The sequence below is a fragment of the Bacillus sp. OK048 genome, from assembly GCF_900103525.1.
Lineage (GTDB): Bacteria > Bacillota > Bacilli > Bacillales > Cytobacillaceae > Neobacillus.
The window spans coordinates 110,701-135,457 of sequence record NZ_FNHN01000013.1 but is presented as its reverse complement, the minus strand read 5'-3'; the positions used below and the strand labels follow the sequence as shown (position 1 = coordinate 135,457).

Below are 24,757 nucleotides of genomic sequence, written 5' to 3'. Positions count from 1 at the left end.
TTTCTTATACACCTATCATACAGAAATTAAATGAAAGTATTTATATTTTATTATGAAAAATAAGAATATTTTGTGAAGTATTTCACAGCAAGAAAAAGAGCCTGTAAATTTCACAGACTCTTGCAACTCATTATAAAAATAGGAAGTATAGAACGAAAATAACAAAGAAGAAGTACATAATTGGATGGATCTCCTTCATCCGCCCTTTAACAATCATTGTAATTGGGTAAAAGATAAATCCAATGGCAATCCCTGTAGCAATGCTATAAGTCAAAGGCATCGCAATCATCGTAAGGAAGGCTGGTACAGCCACTTCAAATTTCGTCCATTCAATTTTCCCTAACGAAGAAACCATCAACGCCCCAACTATGATTAATGCTGGTGCTGTAACTGCTGCGGTAACAACTGATAATAATGGGAAGAAAAACAGTGATAGAATAAACAATGCTGCCGTAACAAGTGAAGCAAAACCTGTCCTCGCACCTGCTGCTACCCCAGCAGATGATTCAATATAAGATGTTGTCGTTGAAGTACCAAGAACGGCACCGACAGTAGTTGCTACTGAGTCAGCAATTAACGCTCTGCCTGCTCGTGGTAATTTATTGTCTTTGATCATTCCAGCTTGATTCGCCACTGCAACTAGTGTTCCAGCATTATCAAAGAAATCGACAAACAAAAGGGTTAAGATAACTCCAAGCATGGTCATAGTGTAAAATGAACTTTCCGTTAATGAAGAAAACGCAGCTCCAAATGTAGGTGCTATACTTGGAACGGTATCAACAATTTTCTCCGGTGCGTCAATTAAGTTAAAGATCATTCCTACGATAACGGTAATAATTATTCCGAAAAATACTGCTCCATTAATTCCTCTTGTCATCAGAATAACCGTCACAATGATCCCGAAAATGGCTAGTAAAGTTGGTCCTGCTGTCAAATCACCTAATCCAACAAGGGTCGCATCATTATTTACTACAATTCCTGCACTCTGCAATCCAATAAAGGTAATATATAAACCAATACCTGCTCCCACCGCATGCTTTAATTCGATCGGAATCGCATTGATTAATTTCTCCCGTAATCCTGTTAGCGTTAATAGAAAGAAAAACACACCGGAAATGAAGACTGCTCCTAGCGCATGTTGCCATGGAATGCCACTTCCTAATACAACTGAATAAGCAAAAAAGGCATTCAATCCCATACCAGGTGCTAAGGCTAACGGGTACTTTCCTAGAAGACCCATAATAATGGATCCAATCGCTGCAGCCAATGCCGTTGCGACAAAAACGGCTCCATAATCCATTCGAAGTGCATCTGGGAAATCAGGGACACTTGATAATGTCAATGTTAGTGGGTTAACCACTAATATATAAGCCATTGCCAAGAAAGTGGTTATACCGCCAATCGTTTCACGGCGATAATTTGTTCCTAATTCCTTAAACATAAAATACTTCTGCATCTGTTTTCCCCCTAAAATCTTTCTTTTATAAAAACAAAAAACGCTCCGACATCTACCGGAACGCTGACTTGGGGCAAGTGTAAATAAATAGAGGGAATAACCTCTGTTTTAAACACTGCCTCGTAGTCAAGCCATTTACGGTGGCTCGGTAGAAACTTTTGGGCCATATCCCCAACATTATACGAGTAAATTCGACAAAATCCTTATTTCTTCATCAGTTTATCAAGAATTTCACTTTTTGTAAATACAAAAAGCGAACGTTATTAAAATAAATTTTATTAACGTTCGCTTCTAAGGTGTTTATTCGATTATTCCCACTCAATTGTTGCAGGCGGTTTACTGGTTATGTCATATACCACTCGGTTGACGTGTGAAACTTCATTTACAATCCGTGTAGAGATGACTTCTAGTACATCCCACGGGATTCGTGCCCAGTCAGATGTCATTCCATCAATTGAAGTAACAGCGCGAATACCAATAGTATAATCATATGTGCGCGCATCGCCCATGACTCCTACACTGCGGATGTCTGGAAGTACCGTAAAGTATTGCCAAATCTCGCGATCAAGCCCAGCCTTTTTAATTTCTTCACGTAGAATCCAATCAGAATCACGGACTATTTCAAGTTTATCTTCAGAAATTGCCCCTAAGACACGAATGCCAAGTCCTGGTCCTGGGAATGGCTGTCTCCAGACAATATCATCAGGAATTCCAAGCTCTGTACCTAAAGCACGGACTTCATCTTTAAATAAAGTATTCAATGGTTCAATTAATGTAAACTGCATGTCTTCAGGCAATCCGCCGACATTATGATGTGATTTAATTGTTTGTGCCGTAGCTGTACCACTTTCAATGATATCGGTATATAGCGTTCCTTGCGCTAAAAACTCAATTCCTTCAAGTTTTGTCGCTTCATCATCAAATACATAAATGAACTCATTGCCAATGATTTTGCGTTTTTTCTCTGGATCAGAGACGCCTTCTAATTTTGACATGAAACGTTCTTTTGCATCGACTTTAATTACATTCATATGGAAGCCATCAGCAAAGGTCTTCATCACACTTTCTGCTTCATTCTTACGAAGTAAACCATGATCAACAAAAATACACGTTAGTTGATCTCCTATCGCCTTGTGAATAAGAACAGCCACAACAGACGAGTCTACACCGCCGCTAAGGGCACAAAGTACTTTCTTATCGCCAACCTGCTCACGAATCTTGGCGATTTCGACTTCAATAAAATTCCCCATCGACCAGTCGCCTTTACAGTCGCAGACATTAAAGACAAAATTCTTAAGCAGTTCGTTTCCATATACGGAATGACGAACCTCTGGGTGAAATTGTACCGCATAAAGCTTTTGGTCCTCATTGCTCATTGCAGATATTGGACATGAAGGGTTTGTTCCATCAACCGTAAAGCCCGCCGGAGCCTCTACAACCAAATCTCCATGACTCATCCAAACCACTTGCTTTTCAGGCATATCGTGGAATAATTTCGTTTGATTTTCTATTTTCATTTCAGCCTTACCGTACTCACGGTTTTTCGCCTTTTCAACCTTACCGTTAAAATGAACAGTCATTAACTGCATGCCATAACAAATTCCTAAAATTGGAAGACCCATTCCAAAAATTTCTTCATCACATCGGAAGGAATTTTCATCATAGACGCTATTAGGGCCACCAGAAAAAATGATCCCCTTTGGATTCATTTTTCTAATTTCCTCAGCAGTAATCGTATGCGGATGGAGTTCACTATAGACACCAAACTCACGTATACGGCGCGTAATCAACTGGTTATATTGACTTCCAAAGTCCAAAACTACAATCATATCCTGCGTACCTGTCAAAATGGCCACCTCTTTCCCAATAATATAGTTAGTATTTACTTTTACATACAAAAAAAACTAGAATTCTCCCCCTAAAAGTAACTAGGAAGGCAGAATTCTAGCTTTTTCGTAATGGCAATCACAGAAGTTTCCGCCTTCATAGTCAGGTTGTTTACGGTAACCCGGTAGAGACTCTCGAACCTTATTTTCGAGGATATATGAAGAAAATAAATTAACCTATTAAATTCTAGCTTATTGTAACAATAGGTTGTTTTTCCGGTCAAGCAATTGTCTTTTTAATTAAATTTTCCCATAATTCCCGTGAATCCTTCCAGCTTCCCTCTGGCAGTTTCTGATGGTATAAATATTGCTCATATCGATCAGTCAGCCTAGACATCTCTCTCGAGGCAAAGAAGGTATCAATGTAGCGGGCATAATTTCTCAGTGTTTGATCCTCATTACGCTTTAAGCCATACCGTTCTAATTGGTCTAACAGAACGAGATAGGCTTTCCCGATATTTTCATCCTTTGTTCTTAACCGGAATTGAAGTAAATACAAATACGGAATCCATTTACCACGACCCCTGTAAGTTAAGCCGGCTGCCCCGCCGACGATCACAAGCGAAAGCAATATCCATTTCCAATTTTTACTCATAAATGTTTTAATGCTGAGCCAAATATTATTAAATGTAAATGACTGATTATTTTTCTTTGAACTGCTGCTATCTTTCTCCAAGTCCTGCTGTGGTTTTTGCTCAGGGGGAACAGTAGTCTCCGTAGCGGCAGGTGTTCCCGCTTCACTTGTAAAATCAATAGCAATATTATTCGAAAATCCTTTTGTTGGTTCAAACGGTACCCATCCTTGGTTTGGAAAATACACTTCAACCCAGGAATGCGCATTATTATTGGTAATTTGATAAATTTGTTTCGACGTATCGGATTCACTAAATTTTAGAAAATCCCCACCCGTATATCCCTTTACCCAGCGCGTAGGAATACCTATCGAACGAAGCAGGACTGCCATCGAAGTAGAAAAATTATCGCAATAGCCGATTTTTGTATCAAATAAAAATTGATCGACATAATCTTCATTTTCTCCTGGCACCGCGACATTCTTCTGATCATAGATGAATCCAGACCCACTGAAATAACTCTCCACCGCTTTCGCTTTATCGAACCAATTTGTCTTTCCTTCGGTAATTCTTTCTGCTAGTTCTTTTACTCTTTCAGGAAGGTTTTCAGGCAATTGCGTGTATTTTTCAAGAAACTCCTCACCAATTTGCCCTGGTTCACTTGTCTGCCGTAAATCAGTTGCCGCATACACTGGAATTTTATACTGAACTGAATAGGAATCAGGAGCAATAGGAGTAGAGTTAAAGTCTAAAATTGTAATCTTTTCCTTTGTTGAGTCGATTTCTAAAGTATAATTACGTTTAAATTGAGCCCTTTGAATCCCCGCTGGATAAATAAGATGAGTATAATCCATAAACAAAGATAGGGAAGCCGTTTCATCCCTGGCTTCTACATTTGAAGGGATGGAACTAACAGGTATTATAGTATCTCCAGCTATATGGTAGGGGTTTGTATCAGAAGGAATCCAGCCTTTGCCCGAATAATGATCCTTTGTTTCTACCTTCCAGTAATTCTTTTGAGCAGCTTCACTCTGGAACACAATACTGTCGTCCCCAATAAAAGGACCGCCTAGGCGAGAATCATCGGTACCGTACCCAACTTTAGAAACTCCACTTCCATTTACATCGTCCCCGCCTTTATTGCCAGCCGCCTTAAGGTAAGGAACAGGATCTGGCCAAATCGGTTCAAACTTTGGTGAAATAATTCCTACTATAACGCTAAAAGCTATCATTAACACTAATGGTCTCATCCATTTTCGCGTAATAAAAGAATCACTGTTTACCTGTTCTTTAGCCAAAATCCGATAATAGGTTAACATCCCCATGACTGCAAACCCAATTACAACGGTTCGAACAATCGCCAAATTCGCACTATAAAGTGTAAAAGTATCCAAAACCGTTATGTAAATAAGCGTCATGAAAAAGAAAATAAAAATTCTTTTCCGATTCAAAAGCCAATAGTGTACTAAGTAAACCATTAACCAAAGAAGAATGAAAAACAAAAATGTTCGAAATTCATTGGTTATGGCTAACAAATCGCGCGTTAGAATCAAGCCAAAATTAGGGATTAAATTGCTAAAAAAGGAAGATAACCAACTGAAATCAAAGAACCCAGTATCATAATGAACCTTATTCAGTGAAAAGAGGACGAACCAACCTTTCAATATGGTTTTCCATATCCATTTTAGCTTTAAGAATGATACTGCAAAAGATAGCAGGATAAAAATAACAAACAGTTCAATATGATCTGTCGAGGTTACTTGCTCCACCGGACGTAACCATTCCCATAAAAGTAAAAAGCTGAATGCGTATAAAAGAAAAGTCTGGAAATCTCTTTTCATTGAACATTCACCTCCGAAAAGGCTGATTCAAATTCACCTTCATGAACCATAAGCACCCGAACATTTCGTGCATTAGAAAGGGCAATAAGTGATCTTTCGTTTTCCGTGGGTGCTTCTGCTTTTCCTTTTATTAAAAAAAGAGTAATCTTCCCTTTTCTTTGCCCAAGTAAGCCAGCTTTTTGGATTAAAGGCTTCGTTAATTGTCCGGTAACGAGTAAGAAGGAAGCGGTTTGTTGGACAAACAATCCCTCTGTTTCTAGCACCTTCTCAAATGAGGTAGGACTATATGCTTCTATCCTAGCAAGATGATAAAAGAGCTGTTGTAGTTGATTTTCCCCGCCTCTGATAGGAAATGATGCTCTTTCACGACTAATGGTTAAGAGGCCGGTTTGTGCTCCTTTTTTCAGAACAGCCCGCACCAATGTGGCTGTAAAGGAAACTATTGCTTCAAAGTGCATATCAGGCACACAGTCCATCACAACAAAAACATCATGGGATTGACGCTGTTCAAATTCTTTCGTCATGATTTCGTTTCGTTTTGCAGATGCTTTCCAGTTAATCCATGAGAACCGGTCGCCAGGCTGGTAATCCCTGACTCCAATCGCTAATGACGTATCACGCTGTACCCGTTCTCTTGAGGCAGTCATCCCTTGATCAAAATGGTTTTCAAATGAGCGGTAAAGCAGCTCCGTATATGCTGGATACACGATGATTTTACTTTCATTCCTATGAACGATTTCTTTTTCGACTAAGCCAAGAATATCCCCAGTACGAACGAGAAGGCTATGAAAGAGATGCTCTCCGCGCGGCAGCTCATCAACGATATATTCATAGGAAAATTCCTTCCGAAAACCAGGCAAAATTAATACCTTCGCTTTCTCTTTCTGTTGAGAATACGTCAGGTTTTCATCCAATTGGTCCTCAATAAAAAAATAAAAGATCGGGAATTTTGAGTTTCTCTTCACATTGACAACTACCTTTAATGGTTCCCCTGCGTTGTAATCTGTTTTAGGTATATGGCGACTAATCTCCAACTCGTTCAAAGAATAGAATGATAAACCAATACAATAGAGGGCAAAGGGTAAAAAGCTATAAAATAAAAACCAACTTACAAATCCACCTTGAAACATTGCATAGGAAAAGGTCAGGATAATCAAAAATAGTAAGATAACAAACTTCCATACTTTTTTGAATGGATTCCATAATTTCTTCATGCTACTTCACTAGCCTTTGGACAGGAACAGGAATTCGTGCTATCACTCGATTTACAATTTCTTCTGCAGAAAGACCTTCAAACTTGGCCTCAGATTTCAAGATAATCCGGTGTGATAATACAAATGGTGCCAAATACTGAATATCATCAGGAAGCACATAATCACGGCCGTACATATATGCATAAGCTTGTGCCGCTTTCATCAACGCAATCGATCCCCTTGGACTTGCGCCAAGGTAAACTCCTCTAAAGCTCCTAGTCATACTGGTGATATCAACAATATATTGTTTAATCGTTTGGTCCACATATACTTCTTTAATATCTTGCTGCAGGGCTCTTAATCCTTCGAGGTCAATCACTGGATAAAGATCTTCAATAGGTGGCACCTTTTGTGCCCTATTTAGTACTTCTATCTCTTCATGAAGTTCTGGATAACCCATTTTCATTTTCAATAAAAACCGATCCAGCTGTGCTTCTGGCAGTGGATATGTACCTTCGTATTCAATTGGATTTTGTGTTGCCATGACAAAGAATGGCTTTTGCAGGCGATGCGTAACACCATCAATGGTTACACTTGCCTCCTCCATCCCTTCAAGAAGAGCGGACTGGGTTTTTGGAGATGTCCGGTTAATTTCATCGGCAAGGATAATGTTCCCCATCAACGGTCCTGGTCGAAATTCAAATTCCATTTCTTTTGGATTATATATCGATATTCCCGTTACATCTGATGGCAATAGGTCAGGTGTAAATTGAATTCTCCGGAAGTTTGCATTCACAGACTTGGCAAGAGCACGGACCATCATCGTCTTTCCGACACCTGGGACGTCTTCTAAGAGCACATGACCTTCAGCTAATAAGGCAACAAGACTCAGCTCTACGACATTTCTCTTGCCAATCATGACTTTTTCAATGCTTAAAAGGATTTTCTCTATCGTTGGGTTCATTTGATCACGGGTCACGTTACATCCTCCTCAGGGCTTTTCCGATTTATGACACATTATATCTTACTATTCTAGTTAATTCTGTAAAACTCCTGTAAAAAGATCACACAATATTCAAAAATAACAGGAAAGGCTCTTTTCTTAAAATTTGTTCCAAGGAGCAACAAAGTTTAAGAAAAGAGCCATTATGAAACTGGCACTTTATTAAAACGATCAAATCGTAATGGATTTGTTGGAATAACAGTGTCAGATATACCGCGAATTAATTCATCAATTAACTTTCCAGTAACTGTCGCTAAACTTATTCCATCACCTTCATGTCCGGCTGCTATGAAAAATCCGGGTATGCTATCAACTTCCGAAACGATTGGCAAATGATCAGCTGTCCATGGTCTGAAACCCGTATATGTACGAATCATCGTGAAATCATCTAGTTTCGGATAAAAACGTAGTGCTCTTCTTGCCATTGTGCGAACAACATTCATATCAATTCTGCCATCATACCCAACAAATTCACGACTACTACCAAGCAAGAAATTCTGACTTTCTGTTGGTTCAAATACCAACGCGACACCGTGCTTCTCTGTTACTGGATCCACGATGCGATCACGACCAAATTTATTCATTAAATAACCAAATTCCATGACATTTCGCATCATTACTGGCCTTTGCCTTGCACCAACGATGATATGGCCTTTTCTTGGGATAATCGGTATATCAAGATCAAGCATCTTACCTATAAAGGGTGCCCACACGCCCGCAGCATTGACGACCTTATTTGCCGTAAATGTAGCGTTTTTCGTTTCAATTGTAAATTTTTCTTTCTTTGTAATAGAAGTAACTTCCGACTGTTTATGTACTTTAAGTCCATATTGCTTCGCTTTATCGATAAGCGAGTAACAAAATAGATAAGGGTTTATAAGTGAGTCCGTTCTACACTCCAACCCCCCAGGAATATTATCCGCAAAATAGGGAGACTCCGCCCGAAGATCTGCCCGGTCTAGTAGTTTGAAATCCAACCCTGCAGCATTTTGTATGTCTACCCAATTTTTTGCTGCTTCCATTTCTGTATCATTCTCGCAAACTAGGAGACTGCCGAGTGCACGATATTCAAATCCTAAATCTAGTTCTTCATTCAAATCCACCGTAAGTTCCTGACTTTTCAAAGACATCAAACTATCAAATCCTGGATCCTTATCGACGATTGTAACGTTTCCATCACAACGGGACGAGGTGCCGCTCGCAATATCGTTTTTTTCAATTAACACACAATCGATACCAGATTTTGCAACATAATATGCAATGGCGCAACCGACAATGCCACCGCCAATAATGGCCACTTCCGTATGATTTTTCATCGACATTCCAAAATCCTCCTATAGCAATACTCGTGGTTTAATTTAAAAAGTGTCTTACTTGTAACTTTATTGAGCTTTTTGATACTCTTTAAAAGATTTTTGGATCCTTTCCCGGCCTTCAACAATATCAGGATGGAATTGAATCGATGCTGATTCACGTGTTAATTTTACATCATTCATTGCTTGTGCTATTTTAACTTTATTCTTCGCGATAGAGTAACCCGCAAGTGTTCCTTGCGCACGGGCGACTTTTGCACTTTCAATGCCTGTAATATTACCAGCGACGTATAATCCTTTAAGTGGTGTTTCCATTTGTTCATTATGAATCGGAATATGGCCGCCCAACTCTTCAACATACTGGAATGGACAACCGATTACAGCAGCAAGCTCTGCAAGTGGATACAGCCCTCCAGCTATACAAACAAAATCGACATCAATTATTTCTTCGCTGCCTGCAATCATTTCTCCATCAGAGGTAATATCGCACATTGTAATGGATTCTACTTTTTCTGTACCGTTTATTTGAACGATGGCTTTGCGAATATGGATAGGCATTCCCCACATTTTCACGCCACCTTTAGGATAAAATTTTACAGCCAAATTTCGTACCCAAGCTGCTTTGGCAAATTTACTTCCTAACCGAAGGAAAGTAGAAGGTGCCAAATGGGCAATGCGTACTAATCCATCCATTACATGTCTTGGATTGGCATGGTTTTTTGTGACAGGGTTAGAAATCGGCAGAGCCATACTATGCAGTTCAATTCCAGCAATTTGAAGTTCACGGGCAATTGCCGCAGACAATACGTTGACGCCAACGACTATCCCTTTATTCCCAACCCGAACACGGTGTACGTTTGTCATCACTTGTGCTGCACCAATAGACATCACACCTGGAAGTGTCCAGCCTGGAAGTGGGAGAGCTGTTTCCGCGGCGCCTGTTGCAAGCAATAGATTTGTCGTATTTAGAATGCCTATACTTGTATGTATACTATAGCCGTGTTCTACTTTTTCGATATGATGGGCAGAAACACCACATTTAATTTCTGCGTTTAGTTTTTCTGCCTTATCTATTAAATTTTGTGTTTCTTCCACTCCATTCCACCACTCGCCATTTGGTTCTTGGTGAAGTTGTCCGAGTAGTCTACCACCTGGCTTTGGAAATTCATCGATAACAATGACGTTTAAATCTGATTCACGGCATGCAATTGCGGCTGATAAACCAGCGGGGCCCGCACCTATTATTACGACATCATACATGCGTATCACCGACCTTTTTACCTTTGTTCTTTTGTTCAAATTCAGCATATGTACGTGGCCATTCCTCTGGTGTAGATTCAAATGGAGTTGCTTGTAATTTTCCACTTTCGATAGCCATATTGTCTTTAATAGATGTCATGCATGCACGAATACCCTGGACTTGATTGACTGTGACACGGCATTCAAAGCAATGACCAATATTACAGTAAATAGCCCGTGGTGCACCGGTTTCTTCATGAACACGCAGTTGCCTGACACCATTAGCGAGAAGTGCCGATGCAATCGTATCTCCTTCAAAACCTTCATATGTATTCCCGTCAAAAGTAAAAGTGACTGGGGTTTTGTCTGGTAGTTTCCCAAGAACAGGATGATCTACTATACGGTTTTTAATCACCTTATTTTACCTCCTAAAACAGCTAGTGGTACAGGTCTAACGGGTGGTTGGACTTTCATCGGTATGGCATGTCCTGCCTTTTCTCCCGTAATTGTTTCCAATATAGCATCGACTGCCGGCCTGCACGTACGCCCTCCACAATACCCCATACCAGCCCTTGTTCGTAATTTTACTTCACGGGCAGAGCAGTTATATGTGATTGCGGTATTATGAATGTCTTCTAAATATACTTCTTCACATCTACAGATAATTGTTTGATTCATAATCGGGGCTCCTCCTTTTATACAAGAAAAAGTGCGGTACTTTTTGTAAGTGCTTTCACCTTTCTTTAAATATTACTAATGTAGTAGTATTGGGTCAACTACTTTAGTTTTTTTAACTCGCAATTTTCTCAACATTATAGGGTTCTTACGCATTGGTTATGTTTTTATTTTCAGTTTATAGTTTCCTTGTCCAAGGTTGACCTACACTTCCATATCTTCCTTGGCATAACCTAGTATTGCTGACAGGAAAAGCGCAAGCGCCCTGGACAGTTGTTTTCCAGAAAAATTTATTGTCAAAATACTAGACTTGAATAAGAGCCGTCTAACAGTCCCCAAATTTAAAAGCCTTGGATTAGATGATCCAAGGCCTTCCTGATTTACACCTTTATTATTGTAAAAAACTTTGTTATAAGCCAAGGACCTTGTGTGAATCCCAGTGTTAATTGCCATGCACCTAAGCCATCTAATCCATATTCATGAATAAGTAACATTTTAGCACCCATGCTTCTTACATCTTCAAACCAAACTTCATGTGTTAATCCCTGTTGATCTTTATAATGAAAAAAAGGTGACTCAAATTCAGTTGAATACTGTATCGGTGATTGGTACCTCATGGCTGTTTCAATAGCAGCCTGATTTGAAATCGCTGGGGCAACTCTGCCTGGACTGTACGGAATGATCCAGTCATATCCATATAAGGGCATACCGATAATAATTTTTCGACGAGGAACATATTGTATCGCAAATTCAACGGTTCTTATTACTTCAGTAATGGGAGCAACAGGTCCTGGCTCACTTCCTGCATGGTGCCAGTCATAAGCCATGATAAACATAAAGTCCACAACTGAACCGATTCCTCCATAATCATATCCCTTAAGCCAAGGTATTTCTTCATTTGTTTTTGCAGGAAGCGCAATTGTTAGAGTGCGTCCTAATGGCTGCAAACGATCTCGTAATTCACGTAAAAAGCCCGTGAAAAGATCTCTATCTTCAGCCATAACACGCTCAAAGTCAATATTTACTCCTCCATACCCCCTATTGGTTACTAAATAGGAAATATTATTAACAAGGTTCGTTCTTGCAGCAGGATTGTTTAATACTTGATGAACAAGTTCGGGACTAAAACCTTTAGTTGTTAAGTTCGTGACAGTCACAAGAGGTCTAACCCGATAAGTCCAAGTTGTTTGAATAGCTGTCAAATCATTTAAGGTATTTGCAATATCGCCATTACTTGCAATGTGATATTCAAAAATGGATATGGATGTACTATAAGGGGCAAAATCACTAATTAACGCACGGTCCAACTCCGGACTTCGAACAACATAGAAGCTTAGTGTTGATGCATGATAATTCGATATATTAGGAATCGTAAGCCTCATACCTGGTTGTAGTGCAGCCGGATTAACAGCAGCATTGGCAGCTGTTAGTTGGTCTAAAGATAAGAAAGATTTTCTAGCAATCGCTGTAAATGTATCTCCAGGTTGAACAATGTACGTATATAAAGGAATGAGCAAGGCCTGACCTGGAACAATATTGGATTGCACTAAACCATTCACACGGCGAATCTCATCTATAGAAATTCCATACCTGCTGCTGATCGTAAATAAGGAATCACCAGCTTGAACCTCATGAAAAAACATATTTGTCCCTCCACTTAAGGGTCCAAAATTCACCCCTCACTCAGGTTTTTAGGCAGAATTGACTTTACCAGTATTTCCTTTTATTTTATGAACCATATTTTTATGTAGAACACAATGATGGCAGGATTTTTTACAAGATCCTCTTCCCAGAATAATATGCTTATTTAAAAAGGGTACAAAAAGGCTTAATTATGCCTCTTTGTACCCTTAGTAATATTCCTTCAATCGAATAAAACTATCTAATGAGTTGTTGACGGAATGCAATAATTTTATTATGCAAGGGAGGGTTTTTATTTTAAATGGATTGCGTTAGCAAAATGCTAGCAGCTATTCACAAAAGTAACATAATTCAACCATTTAAACGGTTCGAAAAAACGATATACTATGAGTAGTCCCAGCAAAATTCTCCTTTAACCCTTCTCTTTTCTTTTCCAAAAAACAATTCACAATGAAAGCAGGCTGATTGTATGAAGAGCAGCAACAATACGAAGGATATTTGTGACGAGAAAGAACCACAGATGAAAGTATTAATGAAACACTTTGAAACCCCAAAAGAACGTGAAGAGCTATTAAAAAATTTGCGAATATGTGCTGAATTTGAGATGAGGCACCGAGGACACTTTTTATTTTATGGGAAGGATTTTATTACCTATAAACTTGAACGCCCCTATGACAAAGACCGCAATGAGTTTCTACGTATTCTCTCAAACTTTATGACCACCGTTTTGGAAGATGACTGTCCACCCTCATGGAAAAAATGCAAGCGGCCGTTCTGGGAGGAACTGATTTTCACCCACTTTCCTCATGTTATGAGAATTACCCCCGATCAAAAACAAGTAGAAACCTTCCTTTCCCAATTAAGGATGTTTATTCAGTGGCTTGATAAGCGTGTTGGCACAACATGGTTCACAGTCGTTGATAAGTATTCAAAAGAGGCAATTTCCGACCTGAAAGTATGTGAGCAATTGTTGAATGCTATTTTTTTGAGAGACTTTCCACAACTCCATCAGAAAGACTTTAGCCCCGATCAACAAATCGAAATAGCTAACCAGAGTTTCAAGCAATGTACCAAAAGATGGGATAGCCTTTTTGAGGTTAAAAGTATCATTGACCAAATTACTGTATTAACAGAATTTAATACCAATATCACCTATTATGTAAAAGGCTTGCCCACCCATTTAATCGTTCCTGAACTTATTATGAGTGGCTGCATTGGCCGAAAAAGCGGAACCTTGCTTTGGGAGTGGTATCAAACCGAGGGAATCTATCCACAAAAGGGGAGGAAATACCTTAAACTGATTTGTTAAGGTATGAATAAAACCTTAGCACCCTTACCGTAAAATCAACAATGAATCATAACAGATCCAAAATTAATAAAAAATCATTGAACATCCTAAAGTAATCATACAAAACGATCCTTTTTAGATTAACCTGCTAGAGCCTAATTATTTTCTAAGTCCTCAGCCCTATTTTGTATATTGACAACAAAACAAAGCGCCAGGCACCATCAAACAATGAGGTGCCTGCCGCTTTATTTTGTCACTCGATCTTTCTCTACTTTCTCATCTTTCAGTCCGTTTTCAAAAAAACGCCTCACTTCTTCAAGTTGCATTCCCATGTTTTTAGCTTCGATGATTAACTCTACCCATTCCTCGTCAAGTTCCAACAGATCGACCGTGTTCGCCATTTTAATCTCCCTCGTCCCCAAATGAACTACTATTTGATTTCGTGTTTTGCAAGCCATATAAATAAATGTCCACTATTTCGTTTACTAGTTGTTGTGGACTTTTTTCATCTGTGAATAGCTTCGTAATGGTGAGCCGCTCAATAGCGCCGATGATACACTCTGCAACTGTTTGCATGTCCAGGTCTTGTCGAAAGTAGTTATCTTGTTGCTCCGCTAGTAGATTCTCGGTAATATGCATTACCATCAATTGCTTAATTTCCTTCGATTCGTCTGCTATGAAAAAGCCAATTCTCGTTAAGTGCCTATGTTCGTCAAAGAACTGAAAAATTGCACTTAGACCTCTACTTATTTTTGACGAAAGTATACTTTTATCCAGATTAGGTTCAAGTCTGCTTTCTTTCGTCAAATTAATTAAGTTGTTGCGGAATGTATGTATGAGCTCTTGAAAAATAGCTTCCTTACTGGGGAAGTAGAGGTAAAAACTCGGTTGCGTTAGACCAGCCCTTTTGACTATGTTGCTAACCTTGGTTTGATGAAATCCATGTTCTGCGAATTCTTCTGCAGCAATCACAAGGATTGCCTCTTTGCTTTTAATCCCGATGGACCCTTTCTGTCTGCCTCGTCGTTGTCCCATTATGCCGCCTCTTGTCTCTATGAAGTTATATTACTCATGAGTATTATCCTAGAGAAACATTACCACGTCAAGTACTTTACTACCATTTATTCACAAAATTTGAAAAAGTTATTTTATTTACCAAATCCTCCTTTGAAGCCAAATAAAAAGTACCATGCACCCTCCAAAAAGTGGATGGTACCTGGCACCTGGAATTTAAGAACCATTATTACTAGATCTTCTTTTCGACAAAATCCTCTGTACTAATGAGGATTAAACACAGTTTTGACAGGATTTAAAGTAATTCTAATCAATCGTTTGATTAACGTAAATTCATTCAATTAATCGTTTGATTAAATTACGGGTAAACCCTTTTATCAAACGAACTTTTGCCTGTTTTCAAGAGAATTAATTGTCGTATAAAATCCCTGCTTGTTAGGAATTATCTTCAAAACTGACAATAGAAACTAAAAAAATACATATTCTGATAATTTCAAACAAGGTGTTATACCAACTAATCGTTTGATTAAAAATGCTGTAAACTCTTTTGAATCGAGCTTTTATCTGTTTTCTAGAAAAGTTTATTGTCGAAGAAGACTCGAGCCATTGGGACACTTTCCACAACTCCATCAGAAAGGGTTTAGCCCCGAGCAACAGATTGAAATAGCTAACCAGAGTTTCAAGCAATGTACGAAAAGATGGGATAGCCTTTTTGAGGTTAAAAGTATCATTGACCAAATTACTGTATTAAAAGAATTTAATACCAATATCACCTATTATGTAAAAGGCTTGCCCACCCATTTAATCGTTCCTGAACTTATTATGAGTGGCTGCATTGGCCGAAAAAGCGGAACCATGCTTTGGGAGTGGTATCAAACCGAAGGAATCTATCCACAAAAGGGGAGGAAATACTTAAACTGAATAGTTAAGATATTATTAATAAATACTCATAATTTGTATATATTTCCCGGGAATTGTTGAAATTTGAAAAATAATGATTTCTTTCACCGAAGGGGTCGAGGGGTAGATTTTCAAATGTATCCGGTATCGCAATTCCCTTGGTTACTTCTAATCCTTCTTTTTGTTGATACACAAGTTCTTTAGCTGTATCATCTAAGTTCTTGTCCATATCGGGTAACGATATGCGCTCTAATGTCGGATTGAACAAAGCTATTAATAGCAAGGTATATCGCCCTGCGATACGAATCAAAAAAAGAGCTGATCCCCCAGCCCCCTTCTTGAGGAACACTATTAAGCATGAGAACCTTAAACAGGCACCTTACCTTATTTACGAAACATGGAGAAAATCCCTCCCCATTTTCCTTTAGGTTTTTGTATCGCTTCTTCTAAACGTTTATTAAAATCATTTTGTGAACTCCATTCTTTTGTCTGTTCGTCCCGTAAATTTTGTATCTCTTTTTGTAAGAGTTCACTCTTTTTCTTTTCTTGTTGCAGCAATGTTTCGTAATGGATATTTTGTTGTTCAGATAATTTTTCAATTTTAGCACTAGTTTTTTGCGCTGAATTTCCAATACTAGAACTTATAACATGATGATCTTGCTGGAGTCGAGAAACCTTTGTTTTAAGCTCTGACATATCGCTTTTCAGTTGGACGTTCATTTCACGTGTGGCTGCGAGTTCATTGACTAAAAACGTAAAGAACTCTTTTAATTGATTCGGGTCATACGGTAAATTTTCATATGTATCGGTTATCGCAATCTCTATTTCATTGGGTTCTTCTAATCTTTCTTTTTGTTGATCCACAAGGTCTTTAGCTGTATCGTCTAGAGGCTTGGATGTATCGCGTAGCGCTATAAGCGCTCCGATGTCAGATTGAACAAAGATACGTCGATCGCCATCTTTCAAGAATACATATCCATTCCTCTCTAAGATTTGGCCATACTTTCGAACAGTAGGGGTTGCAATCCCTACTTCTTCTGCCACTTCCTTGGAAGAAAAAGCTCGTTCATTCGGTTGTATATCACGTCGCATAGCGGCCCCCCCTTTTTCTATTAAATATGACTGTTTTTAGATTTATTTTCAAGTTATATCGCCATGCGATACGAAGTAATGATTGCTTCATTTGCAAAAAAGCTTCCCACAAGTTTAAAACCTGTGGGAAGCTTCAATTGTATCCTTTATTACCGAGTAAGTGAAGTAATATAAAAAGTAATCAGCTCTATTGACTGATTTCATCAATATTTAATAAATGACCTTCCAATTTTGATTTACGGTTGCTTTTACTACTTTTCTATCAAGTATATAGTTTGCTATGATTTCTGAAATATCTGTTGGGATATCTTTAATAACCTGCTTGTTTTTATACATGAAATAATTACCGCCGCCTCCAGAGCGATAGTTATTCATGACGACATCATATTCTTTTTCAGGTTCAACGGGTTTCCCTTTGTACTCCAGCTTTACAATTCGTTCGCCACTAGACTTTGAGATATCGATCAAATAATCAATGCCCTCCCACATATCATAATTATAATGTTGCGGTTTTGGGGTAATAAATGAAGGATTCACTTTTATTTCCTTACCGTCATATTGTTCAAAATAAGAGGCTGACTGCTCCAATGCCTCTTTCATATCTTGTCCCGTAATCCGAATTACCTTTAAGGTATTCGGATAGATATAGTTTGAAACAACGGCTCTCATTGTTACATTCTCTGGAAACCCAAGTGATATGCTATCAAATAAAGCTGAATTAGAAATATCAACCCCAGCGACCTCCATTTGGACACGATTGATAAATTCAATTAAGGTATTATCCTTTGTTCTAATTTCCATTGGGTCATGAAAGATCATATTTCCTTCGATTTTTCCAATCGGTTGATCTAACCATTCCTGTGTAATGTCTTCGTACATCTTCACTTTTTGTAGTAAGCTGATATCTTCTTCGACAGCAGTTACGGATAGCAATTCAGAGTACTTTTCCACACATTTCCAGCCAACCTCATCCTTTTCTAGCTGTAAAGTTACTTTTCCTAAGGTACTCCCATCTTTTCCAGGCTGAACAACGATCACGCCATTAATCCTATTTCCAGCAATTTGACGATGCTGGTGACCAGTTAATAGCACGTCAATACCTTCTACTTCCATGCAAATTTGGTATCCTTGATTTTCACCTGTCAATGTTTCAGTTGGCTCTCCCGTTTCTAAATCTCGTTCAAACCCTCCATGGTAGGAAACCACGACAATATCTACTTTTTCATCATCCTTTAATATCTTAACCCACTTTTTGGCCGTTAAAATAGCATCCTCAAACCTCAAACCTTCAATATGCTGTGGCTGTTCCCAGTTAGGTATATAATGGGTTGTTAAACCAAGAATGCCTACTTTTATGTCCTCTACCTTTTTTACTATATAAGGTTTTCCAAAATAGGGTTCACCCGTTTCTTTACTAACAATATTAGCCGACAGCCAAGGGAAATTAGATTCATTTACAGTGGAAGCTAGGATGCCTTTACCATAGTTGAATTCATGGTTTCCAAAAACAGCCGCATCATATTTCAATTCATTTGCTAAAACAATCATTGGATTGGGGCGATTGCATTGAATTTTGGCATAATGATAGGTTAAAGGAGTTCCTTGAATTAGATCACCATTGTCAATCAATAATAAATGTGGGTTTTTTACTCTCTCCTTTTTGATTAAAGAAGCGATTTTACCTAAACCAACATCGGATGATTGATTACTACCATAGTTAATCGGGAAAACACTGCCATGAACATCACTTGTTTCAAGGATGACCAGATCCATTTTTTCCATTAGTGAACTCCTCTCCTTAATTTGCAGTTATTTGATGATGTTTTAAAACATAATCTACACCATAATCCACTAGCAATTGAATTCCAGATTTAGGTTTTAACCTTTCTGGATTAAAGCTGTGTAATGGAATTAAGATTTTGGGATCGATTCGATCTACAATATATTTTAAATGTGAAGGAATAGCATGTCCCCCTGCACCAATATATGCATAGTCGACTTTCAATTTCGTTAAGATGTTTTTTAGATTTTCAAAAGCGGGATCAAAGTCTCCCAAAGGCACACCGTTTGAATGGATGTATATCCCCTCACCAACATTTAAATCAAATAACTCGAGGACATTTCCATACGTATTTTGCACATAATATTCACCAGGATTGTTATTAATCATTTCTGCACGAATGGTGTCATGCTTATTGAACAAGTTCAATTTCCATTCTGGTAATGTCCCTGCTTGTTCTTCAAATATAGTTTCAATAGACTTATAAACTAGAAAGTCATGCTCATCTGTTAACTTGTCTAGTAAATAAGCGGTTTCTGGTTCAAAAACAGCTTTCCTAGAAGAGTCTTGTGCTGCTCTTATTATTCCAGTTAATCTATCAATATTACGATGATAAACGTTAAATATTCCTAACCCTCTTGTCACTTTTAACCTGTCACTCATTTTTTCAGGAATATTTCCTTCTGTTATCATCCCCTCTGGAATGACATGATTCCCAATAATTGCATCTCGCATTTCTTCCACACTGCCCAATGTGGTTCCTTCCATGATAAGGGCATCTAAACCAAGCCGATTTACTTCATTAATAAAATGGTCTATTTGTTCTGGGTGCTTCCCATGCATCCTGAGGTCTCCCGTATAAAGAATGACTCCATCTGGTGTTTGGATATGGTAAGCACAAGCCCCCAGAATATCATGGTCAACCTGTATAGGAGTAATATTAATTTCTCCTATTGAGAAAGATACACCATAGTCACAGAATTGATAGTCACGGTTACCCGGAACTCCTTCCCCTATGACTTCTAATGCTTGATAAAGTTCATGGCTTTCTTTCGTGACATAAACAGGAATAGAAGGAGCAATTAATCCCATTGCACCTATATGATCAAGATGTAAATGAGAAATGATGACTGCTGTTTCTTGAGCATATTCTTCCGCAGGGATTAGCTCCCTCTGGTAGGAACCTAGACTCTCGGCTGCGTATAAGCCATCAATAGGTGGAATCAAATTTAGTCTGAGGTTATCACGGACCATCCCCTGAGACCGCCTGTTAATTTGCCCATCGAAAATATTCGTTGCCGGATCATACGAAAGACCAAAGTCAAAAATAACACGGGAATTTTTGTATTCTACAGAAACAACTGTTCCACCAATCGTTTTTAAGCCGCCCCAAAATCGTATATTGGTATGATGTAAATCTTTTGCCATTTAATTTTTCACCTCGTAAAGTATTTTCAACGATTGAACTGTCTATTTGAAAGAAGAAGGGAACCATTGACTGGCCCCCCATTTCTTCCTTTTTCTATTTATTTACTAGCCTTGTCTAAAGCATCTTGCGTATTCTTAGCTGCATCTTGGAGTCCTTGATCAACTGATTTTTTCCCAACTAATACTGCTTGAATTTCAGTAGAATACGCTGATTTCATTGCAAATGCACCGTCAAGATGCGGGAAGAAGTAACCAGCATCAAATTGTTTTTCTGCTGCAGCGTATTTTGGATTCTCTTCAATATATTTTAACCATACAGAGTCATTTAAAGCTGATTCACGAACTGGTACATATCCAGTGTTTTGAGCCCAAAAAATAGTCTGATCTTTACTAGAAAGAAATTTCATAAACTCCCATGCTGCCAGTTTCTGTTGATCGTCTGCTGAATTGAAAGTCACTAAATTTGTACCTTGGAATTGTGTAGATGCTTTCTCGCCTGCAGGAAGTGGAGCAGTTGCCCAATTAATTTTATCTTTCGCTCCAGCTTCTACGAAAGAGATTCCTGCTGATGATCCGATATACATAGCTACATCACCACGGCTAAATGGATCAGACATATAGTTATCTTCACCAGCTAGTCTTGCAATCTTTTTATTGTTAACCATATCATTTAAGAAAGTAAGTGCCTTTTTACCCTCTTCTGAATCAAAGGTTACCTTTTTGCTGTCAACATCTACAAATTGGCCGCCCGCTTGTTGAACCCAAGTTGGGAAATTGAGACCAATTGCATTTTCAAAGCCCATCCCAATTACATTTCCTTTTGTTAATGTTTGAGCGGCATTTTCAAGTTCTTCCCAAGTGGTTGGAGCTTTTAAATTATTTTCATTGAACATATCTGTATTATAGTAAAGAACTTCTGTACTTTTGTTAAATGGAACACCATAGAATTTATTATTCCAAGTATTCTCGTCACGGAATACTTTTACAATGTCATTAAGTTCAGAATCAGACCAACCTACTGTCTTATTTTGAATATATGGGGTTAGATCCGTGATTAAATCATTATTAATATATTCTTGCATCCAATCTTCATAAGCTTGTGCCATTACAGGTGAAGTATGTGATTTAGCTGCGGCCATTAACTTTTTGTTTAAATCATCATATGTTCCTTGATTGACTAGTTTAACCGTGATGTTTGATTGTGAATCATTAAATTTCTGTGTCATCGTTTGTAACGTCTTCTCTAAGTTACCGGTCATAGCATGCCAAAATTCAATGGTTACAGGCTTATCAATTTTCGTTGGGATATCTGCTGTTTTTTGCACCTCAGGACTAGATGGTTTTGTTGCTGTTGTACATGCAGCAAGACTAATAGCCAACAAACAAACGAATAAAACGTGTACGATTTTTTTCATGGTGTCTAACCTCCAATTTTTTTATTAAAAAATGATATTAGCGTTTTATTTGAACAGGATCACTTAGTGACATTCACCCCCCTTCAATAATTTTTGACTTAACCTTTAATTCCCGCTCTAGCAACACCTTCAATGATATATTTTTGTAAAACGATATACAGAATAATCATTGGTAAGATAATCATCGATGACGCTGCCATTAACAATTCATATTTCGTACCGGTATCTGTACTAAATGCGATTAATCCCACTGGTAAAGTTCGCATATTTTCAGAACTAGTTACGATTAATGGCCACATAAAAGCGTTCCAGCTGCCGATCGCTTTTAGTATGGCAATCGTTATTAATGCTGGTTTTGCAAGTGGAACCATGACAGACCAAAGAAAACGAAAATCACTGCAGCCATCGATTTTTGCAGCAAAAGAAAGTTCCTTTGGAATCGAAAGGAAGAATTGGCGCAATAAAAAGATGGAAAAAACACTTGCTAACCAGGGAACGATTAATGCCTGGTAATGATCAATCCATCCTAAATTCGATAAGGTGACAAAATTAGGAATCAATAGGACTTCACCAGGGACCATCATAGTTCCAAGCAAAATAGAAAAAATAATATCGCGGCCATAAAAATTAATTCTTGAAAATGCATAGGCAGCGAGAATAGTAGTGATTAGCTCACCTATAGTACTAGCGACTAGAACAATCACACTATTAACCGAATACGTAGCAAAAGGAGCTGAGAACCACGCTTTTATATAATTGCCCCATTGAATATCAGAAGGAATCCACTTTGGAGGCATAATCATCACTTCGTTTGCTGCTTTTAAGGAAGTACTTAACATCCATATAAAAGGCAAGAGCATCAATAGGCTGCCTAGGATTAACAAAAGATAAATAAAACCTTTAGAAAGTGCTTCTTTTTGCAATTTTCTCCCCCCCTTGTGTTAATAATTTACCTTCTTCTTCCCAACATAGAGTTGAATCAGCGTAAAAATAAAAATAATAAATAACAAGACATAGGCCGCTGCTGAGGCAACCCCAAAGTTCCATTCTCCGTAAAACTTATTATAAATATAGTAAACTATCGTCTCTGCACTTCCTGCAGGTCCTGGTTGTCCACCAAAGAGAGCAAAGACTTCATCAAACACCTTAAAGGAGTTGATAATAGAAACAATCGAAATAAAAAATGTCGTCGACGAAAGTAATGGGACTGTAATATTCTTAAATCGTTCCCAAGCCCCTGCACCATCGATTCTAGCGGCTAAATAGTATTGCTTATCAATATTTTGTAATCCTGATAAAAAAATAATGATATTGTAGCCAAGACCTTTCCACACCGCTAAAATAATAAGGGAAGGCATGGCCCAATCAGGGTCCGATAACCATTTAATCGGTGATATCCCCAAAAAACCAAGAGCATAATTCAGCACCCCATATTGGCTGTGGAAAATCCAGCGCCAGACAATTGATACTGCCACAACAGATGTAACAAACGGGATGAAGTAAATGGTACGAAACAACCCGCGAAACTTTATCTTTTGATTTAAGAATGTAGCAATGACCAATGAAATGATAATAGAAAGCGGAACAACACCGATGACAAAAATCATTGTATTTTGTAACGACTTCCAAAATTCAGGATCCTGGAATATAAATGTATAGTTATCCAACCCTCTTGCAAAAACAAGGTCTTTAAAATAGTCATAATCCGTATAAAAACTCATAAAAAAGGACTTTATAATAGGATAAAAACTAAAAGTTCCAATGATTAACAATGCAGGAATAAGATAAAGAATCGCCTTGATTGTTTTTTTCATTGTTGGTTTATCATTCAAAATAAGTACCTCCTATCCTTTTAATGCAGCAAGTTTTCTCCATTGCTCCTATCAAATAAATGAGTTCGTCCAGGACGAATAGCTAATTTCACCCTATCTCCACGATTGACCTTTACATCTGGAGAAACAATGGCACGCAGGTTTGTTTGTCCCAATCTTGCATACAATAAATTATCTCTTCCAATTCGCTCAACCATCATGACCTCCACCGTGATCCCAGCTTTTGCTAAATCCGATTCAATGTAAAAGTCTTCTGGTCTAACACCAAGCTCAAATTCCCCATTAATATCTACATGGTTTTTTACAACTGATTCTAATCGATAGGTATCCTCAATATCGGATAAAACGATCGTTTGCAAGTCATTGCGGAGTTTAACCGATAGTATATTGATAGGCGGATTCCCCATAAATTGAGCGACAAACAGATTTTCAGGATAGTCATACATATCTTGCGGAGGACTAAATTGCTGTCCTTTTCCATCCTTCATTAATAAAACTTTATCTGAAATACTCATGGCTTCTTCTTGATCATGAGTAACAAAAATGGTTGTAATTCCAACTTCTTGCTGAATACGTCTAATTTCTTCTCTCATTTCTAAACGTAGTCTGGCATCTAAATTGGACAATGGCTCATCTAACAAGAGGAGTTTTGGCTTTTTAACCAAAGCTCGAGCAATTGCTACACGTTGCTGCTGTCCACCTGATAATTGACTTGGCTTACGATCTAATAAGTGATCTATTTGAACGAGAGCGGCCATTTCTCTAGCTCTGTCTTCTGCTTCCTTTTTTGGTACTTTCGCCATTTTTAACGGAAACATGATATTCTTAAGAACAGTCAAATGAGGATATAAGGCGTAGTTTTGAAACACCATTCCAATTTCACGGTTTTCTGGTTCCACTTTATTTACGAGACGTTCACCAAAATATAGTTCACCTTCGGTTGGTTGATAAAGGCCTGCTAACATAAATAAAGTAGTACTTTTTCCACATCCGCTTGGCCCTAATAAAGATACAAGAGTACCTTCTTCTATCGTCACATTTAAACGATCAACAGCGGTAACATTATCAAATCTCATGGTGATATCTCTTAGCTGTATTTTCAACAGGATTCCTCCTCGTGATTAGGTTTGTTTACTCCCTAATAGTACCGAAGATTTATTAAGTATTTGTGAATTTAATGTTCAGTTTA

At 38.2% G+C, this 24,757-nt stretch carries 21 protein-coding genes, 1 pseudogene and 2 riboswitches; of the genes and pseudogenes, 2 read left to right on the top strand and 20 right to left on the bottom strand.

Annotation, left to right across the window (positions count from 1 at the left end):
* Positions 1-130 precede the first annotated feature (130 nt).
* The 10 genes and pseudogenes from BLR86_RS20830 to BLR86_RS20785 all read right to left on the bottom strand — a co-directional run bounded on the left by BLR86_RS20830 (position 131) and on the right by BLR86_RS20785 (position 12,821).
* Positions 131-1,456, bottom strand: a complete 1,326-nt coding sequence (locus tag BLR86_RS20830; RefSeq protein ID WP_090766205.1) for an NCS2 family permease — start codon at positions 1,454-1,456, stop codon at positions 131-133.
* A 103-nt stretch (positions 1,457-1,559) separates the two neighbouring features.
* Positions 1,560-1,661, bottom strand: a riboswitch (purine riboswitch).
* Positions 1,662-1,764: 103 nt separating this feature from the next.
* Entirely contained in the window at positions 1,765-3,285 is a 1,521-nt protein-coding gene (gene guaA / locus BLR86_RS20825; RefSeq protein ID WP_090766239.1) for a glutamine-hydrolyzing GMP synthase, read from the bottom strand.
* 137 nt (positions 3,286-3,422) lie between these two features.
* A riboswitch (purine riboswitch) is annotated at positions 3,423-3,524 on the bottom strand.
* A 38-nt stretch (positions 3,525-3,562) separates the two neighbouring features.
* Positions 3,563-5,755, bottom strand: a complete 2,193-nt coding sequence (locus BLR86_RS20820) for a transglutaminase TgpA family protein (protein ID WP_090766202.1) — start codon at positions 5,753-5,755, stop codon at positions 3,563-3,565.
* Entirely contained in the window at positions 5,752-6,969 is a 1,218-nt protein-coding gene (locus BLR86_RS20815) for a DUF58 domain-containing protein (protein WP_090766199.1), read from the bottom strand. The genes BLR86_RS20820 and BLR86_RS20815 overlap by 4 nt, the downstream gene beginning before the upstream one ends.
* Position 6,970: 1 nt before the next feature.
* Positions 6,971-7,927 carry an AAA family ATPase gene (locus tag BLR86_RS20810; RefSeq protein WP_090766196.1) on the bottom strand — a complete coding sequence of 319 codons (957 nt, stop codon included), beginning with the start codon at positions 7,925-7,927 and terminating at the stop codon, positions 6,971-6,973.
* Positions 7,928-8,094: 167 nt separating this feature from the next.
* Positions 8,095-9,273, bottom strand: coding sequence for an NAD(P)/FAD-dependent oxidoreductase (locus BLR86_RS20805; RefSeq protein WP_090766193.1), 1,179 nt, complete (start codon positions 9,271-9,273; stop codon positions 8,095-8,097).
* A 60-nt stretch (positions 9,274-9,333) separates the two neighbouring features.
* Complete coding sequence (locus BLR86_RS20800) at positions 9,334-10,524, bottom strand: NAD(P)/FAD-dependent oxidoreductase (protein ID WP_090766191.1); 1,191 nt, start codon at positions 10,522-10,524, stop codon at positions 9,334-9,336.
* A 97-nt stretch (positions 10,525-10,621) separates the two neighbouring features.
* Positions 10,622-10,915, bottom strand: a pseudogene (locus BLR86_RS20795) ((2Fe-2S)-binding protein); the annotation flags it as partial.
* On the bottom strand, positions 10,915-11,181 hold the full coding sequence (locus BLR86_RS20790; RefSeq protein ID WP_090766187.1) for a (2Fe-2S)-binding protein: 267 nt from the start codon (positions 11,179-11,181) through the stop codon (positions 10,915-10,917). The pseudogene BLR86_RS20795 and the gene BLR86_RS20790, both read right to left, overlap by 1 nt.
* Positions 11,182-11,558: 377 nt before the next feature.
* The gene (locus tag BLR86_RS20785; RefSeq protein ID WP_090766185.1) at positions 11,559-12,821 is read right to left on the bottom strand and encodes a glycoside hydrolase family 18 protein; all 1,263 of its coding nucleotides are present in this window, start codon (positions 12,819-12,821) and stop codon (positions 11,559-11,561) included.
* Between the two features lie 467 nt (positions 12,822-13,288).
* Between BLR86_RS20785 and BLR86_RS20780 the strand changes: the two genes are divergently transcribed.
* Positions 13,289-14,128, top strand: a complete 840-nt coding sequence (locus tag BLR86_RS20780; RefSeq protein ID WP_090766183.1) for a hypothetical protein — start codon at positions 13,289-13,291, stop codon at positions 14,126-14,128.
* 224 nt (positions 14,129-14,352) lie between these two features.
* Here the strand turns inward: BLR86_RS20780 and BLR86_RS20775 are convergent, their stop codons facing one another.
* Together BLR86_RS20775 and BLR86_RS20770 are read right to left on the bottom strand one after the other, a co-directional pair.
* On the bottom strand, positions 14,353-14,508 hold the full coding sequence (locus tag BLR86_RS20775) for an anti-repressor SinI family protein (protein WP_139185676.1): 156 nt from the start codon (positions 14,506-14,508) through the stop codon (positions 14,353-14,355).
* 1 nt (position 14,509) lies between these two features.
* The gene (locus tag BLR86_RS20770; RefSeq protein WP_090766180.1) at positions 14,510-15,142 is read right to left on the bottom strand and encodes a TetR/AcrR family transcriptional regulator; all 633 of its coding nucleotides are present in this window, start codon (positions 15,140-15,142) and stop codon (positions 14,510-14,512) included.
* A gap of 585 nt (positions 15,143-15,727) precedes the next feature.
* Here BLR86_RS20770 and BLR86_RS20765 point away from each other — a divergent pair.
* Positions 15,728-16,042 carry a hypothetical protein gene (locus BLR86_RS20765; RefSeq protein ID WP_090766177.1) on the top strand — a complete coding sequence of 105 codons (315 nt, stop codon included), beginning with the start codon at positions 15,728-15,730 and terminating at the stop codon, positions 16,040-16,042.
* A gap of 4 nt (positions 16,043-16,046) precedes the next feature.
* Here the strand turns inward: BLR86_RS20765 and BLR86_RS20760 are convergent, their stop codons facing one another.
* The 8 genes from BLR86_RS20760 to BLR86_RS20725 all read right to left on the bottom strand — a co-directional run bounded on the left by BLR86_RS20760 (position 16,047) and on the right by BLR86_RS20725 (position 24,671).
* Entirely contained in the window at positions 16,047-16,331 is a 285-nt protein-coding gene (locus BLR86_RS20760; protein ID WP_090766174.1) for a hypothetical protein, read from the bottom strand.
* A gap of 74 nt (positions 16,332-16,405) precedes the next feature.
* On the bottom strand, positions 16,406-17,113 hold the full coding sequence (locus BLR86_RS20755; protein ID WP_090766171.1) for an SH3 domain-containing protein: 708 nt from the start codon (positions 17,111-17,113) through the stop codon (positions 16,406-16,408).
* Between the two features lie 210 nt (positions 17,114-17,323).
* Positions 17,324-18,895 (bottom strand): bifunctional metallophosphatase/5'-nucleotidase, encoded by a 1,572-nt coding sequence (locus BLR86_RS20750; RefSeq protein ID WP_090766168.1) that lies wholly within the window; start codon positions 18,893-18,895, stop codon positions 17,324-17,326.
* Between the two features lie 16 nt (positions 18,896-18,911).
* Positions 18,912-20,321 carry an MBL fold metallo-hydrolase gene (locus BLR86_RS20745; RefSeq protein WP_090766165.1) on the bottom strand — a complete coding sequence of 470 codons (1,410 nt, stop codon included), beginning with the start codon at positions 20,319-20,321 and terminating at the stop codon, positions 18,912-18,914.
* Between the two features lie 98 nt (positions 20,322-20,419).
* Entirely contained in the window at positions 20,420-21,736 is a 1,317-nt protein-coding gene (locus tag BLR86_RS20740) for an ABC transporter substrate-binding protein (protein ID WP_090766162.1), read from the bottom strand.
* 98 nt (positions 21,737-21,834) lie between these two features.
* Entirely contained in the window at positions 21,835-22,659 is an 825-nt protein-coding gene (locus tag BLR86_RS20735; protein WP_090766159.1) for a carbohydrate ABC transporter permease, read from the bottom strand.
* 18 nt (positions 22,660-22,677) lie between these two features.
* Complete coding sequence (locus tag BLR86_RS20730) at positions 22,678-23,568, bottom strand: carbohydrate ABC transporter permease (RefSeq protein ID WP_090766157.1); 891 nt, start codon at positions 23,566-23,568, stop codon at positions 22,678-22,680.
* A 20-nt stretch (positions 23,569-23,588) separates the two neighbouring features.
* Positions 23,589-24,671 carry an ABC transporter ATP-binding protein gene (locus BLR86_RS20725; RefSeq protein WP_090766155.1) on the bottom strand — a complete coding sequence of 361 codons (1,083 nt, stop codon included), beginning with the start codon at positions 24,669-24,671 and terminating at the stop codon, positions 23,589-23,591.
* Positions 24,672-24,757 lie beyond the last annotated feature (86 nt).